Origin of the sequence: Actinomycetospora lutea (genome assembly GCF_028737205.1) — a bacterium.
Classification (GTDB): Bacteria; Actinomycetota; Actinomycetes; order Mycobacteriales; family Pseudonocardiaceae; genus Actinomycetospora; species Actinomycetospora lutea.
This window is the reverse complement of the sequence record NZ_JAQZAL010000073.1, coordinates 1-3,440: the sequence shown is the minus strand read 5'-3', so window position 1 is coordinate 3,440 and position 3,440 is coordinate 1. Positions and strand designations below refer to the sequence as shown.

3 protein-coding genes are annotated in these 3,440 nt (G+C 60.1%); 2 read left to right on the top strand and 1 reads right to left on the bottom strand.

Annotated features, from left to right (window positions below; all coding sequences use genetic code 11):
• On the top strand, positions 1-219 hold a 219-nt coding region (locus PHK61_RS31580; protein ID WP_274285003.1), incomplete at its 5' end, for a hypothetical protein.
• A gap of 174 nt (positions 220-393) precedes the next feature.
• Here PHK61_RS31580 and PHK61_RS31575 read toward each other — a convergent pair.
• Complete coding sequence (locus PHK61_RS31575; RefSeq protein WP_274285002.1) at positions 394-1,284, bottom strand: hypothetical protein; 891 nt, start codon at positions 1,282-1,284, stop codon at positions 394-396.
• 1,304 nt (positions 1,285-2,588) lie between these two features.
• On the opposite strand from PHK61_RS31575, the gene PHK61_RS31570 reads away from it, so the two are divergent.
• Positions 2,589-2,897, top strand: a complete 309-nt coding sequence (locus tag PHK61_RS31570; protein WP_274285001.1) for a hypothetical protein — start codon at positions 2,589-2,591, stop codon at positions 2,895-2,897.
• Positions 2,898-3,440: the final 543 nt, after the last annotated feature.

Genomic DNA, 3,440 nt, shown 5'->3' with positions numbered 1-3,440 from the left:
GCATCCGGTCGCTGCTGCACTGTGGATCTCTTGCACTCTAAATCCGGAAGAGCCACTTTTGGAGCGCACATGTTGACCATGACCGACGTCGCCGCCCGACTCAGGGACGTCAAAGTGAGGACAACCGAGGCGCTGAGGGCGTCCGAGGCCGACCGGGAGGCCTCGGTGGTCCTCGTGGCCGTTGTCAGGAAGTTCGATTCCAAGGCCGAAAGGCTCTAGGCCAAGCGGTCGAAGCGGCGTCCCTGCGATGCAGAGGAACGGGTTCTGAACGTCTGCCTTGATGAGATTAGCCCAAACGAGTGGGTCGATAAGCTGCCCCAAGCTCGATCCCCGACTTCTCCGCTCGACCCCTCGCAGTAATGTTCACCAATGAACGCAAACCTCGACGGGCGCTCATCGGTTTAACCTCGTGCCGCTCCTATTAGTAGCGCAATCAAAGAGCCAAGCCGGCGGCAAATCCGTGAGCAATGCAACTACTTGTGCGGCCCTCGCTTCCCCTCGAACAGCGGTCAAGAAGTAGTATCCAGCTGAATCGGAATCAATTCGGTTGTAGTAATCCAAACGTGCGACGACCTCTGTCCTGCTTTCGCCTGAGAGCTCTTCGCAGAAGCTTAGAAACGAATCATTCGCGCGCAAATCATAGAGCTCTCGGTTCTTTGCCAACCTCACAGCTTCGGAGGCGGCCTTCCGCAACTCCTGATCGAGATTCTCCTTCCGACGGCGGAACTTCTCGGCGAACACGCCTGCAATGAGAACAGACGCTAGCAAGGCAGCAGTATTTACGCCCTGCTGCGGCTCGCGCACCGTGACGTAGGGCAGGCCAAGACCTACGTAAGTCGTCCGGAAATATTCGATAGTGGGCGCAAGAACTCCGGTTAGCCAAAGAACGATCGATGCGAAGTAGATGACGTAGACGCCTGTACCGTGGTTGATAGTATGCTCTTTTCGAAGAATCTTGACCGTGCGCCAGGCTCGTGGCCTGTTCGCGAACCCGCCGTCAGGTAATCCGAGGCTACGCTCTATCGTCGCCGCTCGCGCCACCAACTGATCGTATATCTGATCATTGCGAATATTGTATACTATTAGACCAGTAGTTGCGGCGAGCCCGAAGAGTGAGAGCGCGAAGGACGCAGCGTTGGGCGCATCTCCTCGCAACGTTGACGCGGCGGCTGCTGCAATTGGGAGCAATGCTAGCAGCTTGAACCGAATGTCGGTTAGCAGTCTGAAGTTCCCGCACACCTCACCATACTCCTTGAGCAAAGACTCTCGGCGGCCATCGTCCATTGACTCGCTCCTTGTGCCCGGCGTCTTAGAGGATGGTGATTTCCGAAAGCGGTCAGGGATGGCCTTCAGGTGGCCTCTCAGGCCCCACCACGCGGCAGCTCGACACGGGAAACTACACGAGCATGTTGACGCGTCCACCGGGTGCGGCCGGGCGGGGCGGGCGAAGACGTTGTTCGTCGTTCCCTATGTCCGATGACAAAGCCCAATTGATATTCATAGCTGCCAGAGCGCTTGCGAGCGCAGACCGCGGCGCAAGTCGATTCGAGTCCGTGTTCTCTTCATCGTTCTACCGGCCCTATCGGTACGTAGCGTGTCCGTCCGGCGACTCGCAGTGCGTGTTCTTCATGTAAGCGTGCATCAGCTGCCAACCAAAGACAAGAGTAAACCCGCTTGGGCGCTCGACAGATCGGGTGTAACCAGGGTATTCCGAACTGACTCGCGCGCTCAGGAAGGGCCTTGCCGGGCCAGAGCGACCACCTTGTTGGGGAGGATGTATGCCCGAGAACCTGGCCGACCTGCATGTGGTTGGCTGTACGGGAGATGGCCGCACATGGCACACGAGGAGAAACCCAAGCACGGGCTGGACGAAGTTTGAGCAGGTCCCAAAAGTACCGCAAGAAGCGGTGGATGTAGCTTGCGCAAGGCGCATGCCGATCGGTGCCGAGTCTGCGAACTTCACCCAAGGTCTATGGGTCCTTGTGGCGTTGCGGAGTAGCCCGCCGCAACTGATGTTCCGAAACTCGGATACGGGTCTGTGGGAGGGCCCATTGCCCGCCAATATCCTTCCGCTGCCTACGGGCTATTCAGTGGCAGCATGCGTAAGCCCGGGCGTTGCTCCTGCCAATGATCCCGTCGAGCCAGGCGCCCCGCGTTCATATCTTCATGTTGCGGTGATCACGGATGGAGTTAAACCACAGGATCGAGGACGAATTATAGCGTCGATAGTGGCCAATCGGGGCGCTGGCGGGGTACCAAGCGGGATTGCCGAGGTCCAGACGAGCGGAGCGGGCGACCTTGGAGCAGCGAGGAGCGTGGCACTGTCGACCTTGGTCCCTAACGCGTTTGCGCCATCCGGTGGCCTGGAGTCCGAGGCGGAGATGATCGCCTGCTTCACGGATGGCCATCGTTTCTCGACGGCTGGTGGGGTCAGAGCTGCTGGTTCCGGCGGAAGCCCGGGAGCGGCCTGGAGTCCGTTCAGGCCGCAAGACTTCGTTCCGCCTCTGGGCCCTGGAGGGCTCCCACATCGAGTTAAGGACGTCGCGGTAGCTCGCCCTGTGTTGGTTCCGGGACAAAGCCAAATCCATGTGATCGCGTCCGACGGCGGCGGCGCACTTGATGATGTGTTTCAGGCCAATTACGATTTTGTCGCCGGTCGGTGGTCCGGTTGGGGCGATCTAGAAGCGAGATTGTTTCCCACCCCGCATCACGAGGAGGCGGGGCAATTCGATAAGATTGCAATCGCCTTCACGACCGAAGGCGCGCATGTACTAGGGGTGACTATCAAATCCGAGCTTCTGCATCAGTTGCTCCGTGTGGACTCGCAGTTCGCCGATGTGGAGAAGATCGGCGTCGGGCAGGATGTCGGCCTCTTTAGCGCGGTGGATTGCGCATAGGTGCGCCGCACCCCATTCCGCGCAGGCAGCTCTAGACGCGCTCTGGAGCGACACCCTGATCGCGGAGGCAACCACACATACCGACCGCGGGACTCCTCGACTGCCAACATGCCTACCAGGACCGATTCCGGCTTTTAGCTAGCATCACCCGCCTCTGGTGGAGCAAGCCAGATCACGGCCGCTGGCAAGCATAACCAAAGAAAGCGGGCGTCAAGCACGCCCTGAGACAGGGCAGTAGCTCGTTGCGGCCGTTGTCGAATAGACCTCTTCTCCAGTCAAGGCGGAGCCTCAACCCAAGGCCCTCGGCCCTGGCCTCCCGCTCCGCTCCGGCGGGCCGGGACCAGGCCGGGGGCGTCCAGGGGCCAATCCTGGCCCTACGACAGCCAGACAGAACGGGGGTAAGGCAACCGCGTTCGCGGGCAGCCGGCGAGCACATCGCGGGCGGCATGACCTGCCATTCATGCAGCAGGTCAGCACCGAGCATAACGGGCTCTTCGTCATGAAGCGTGGAGGTGGCCTCGCAGCATCGTGGTGGCGGGAGCG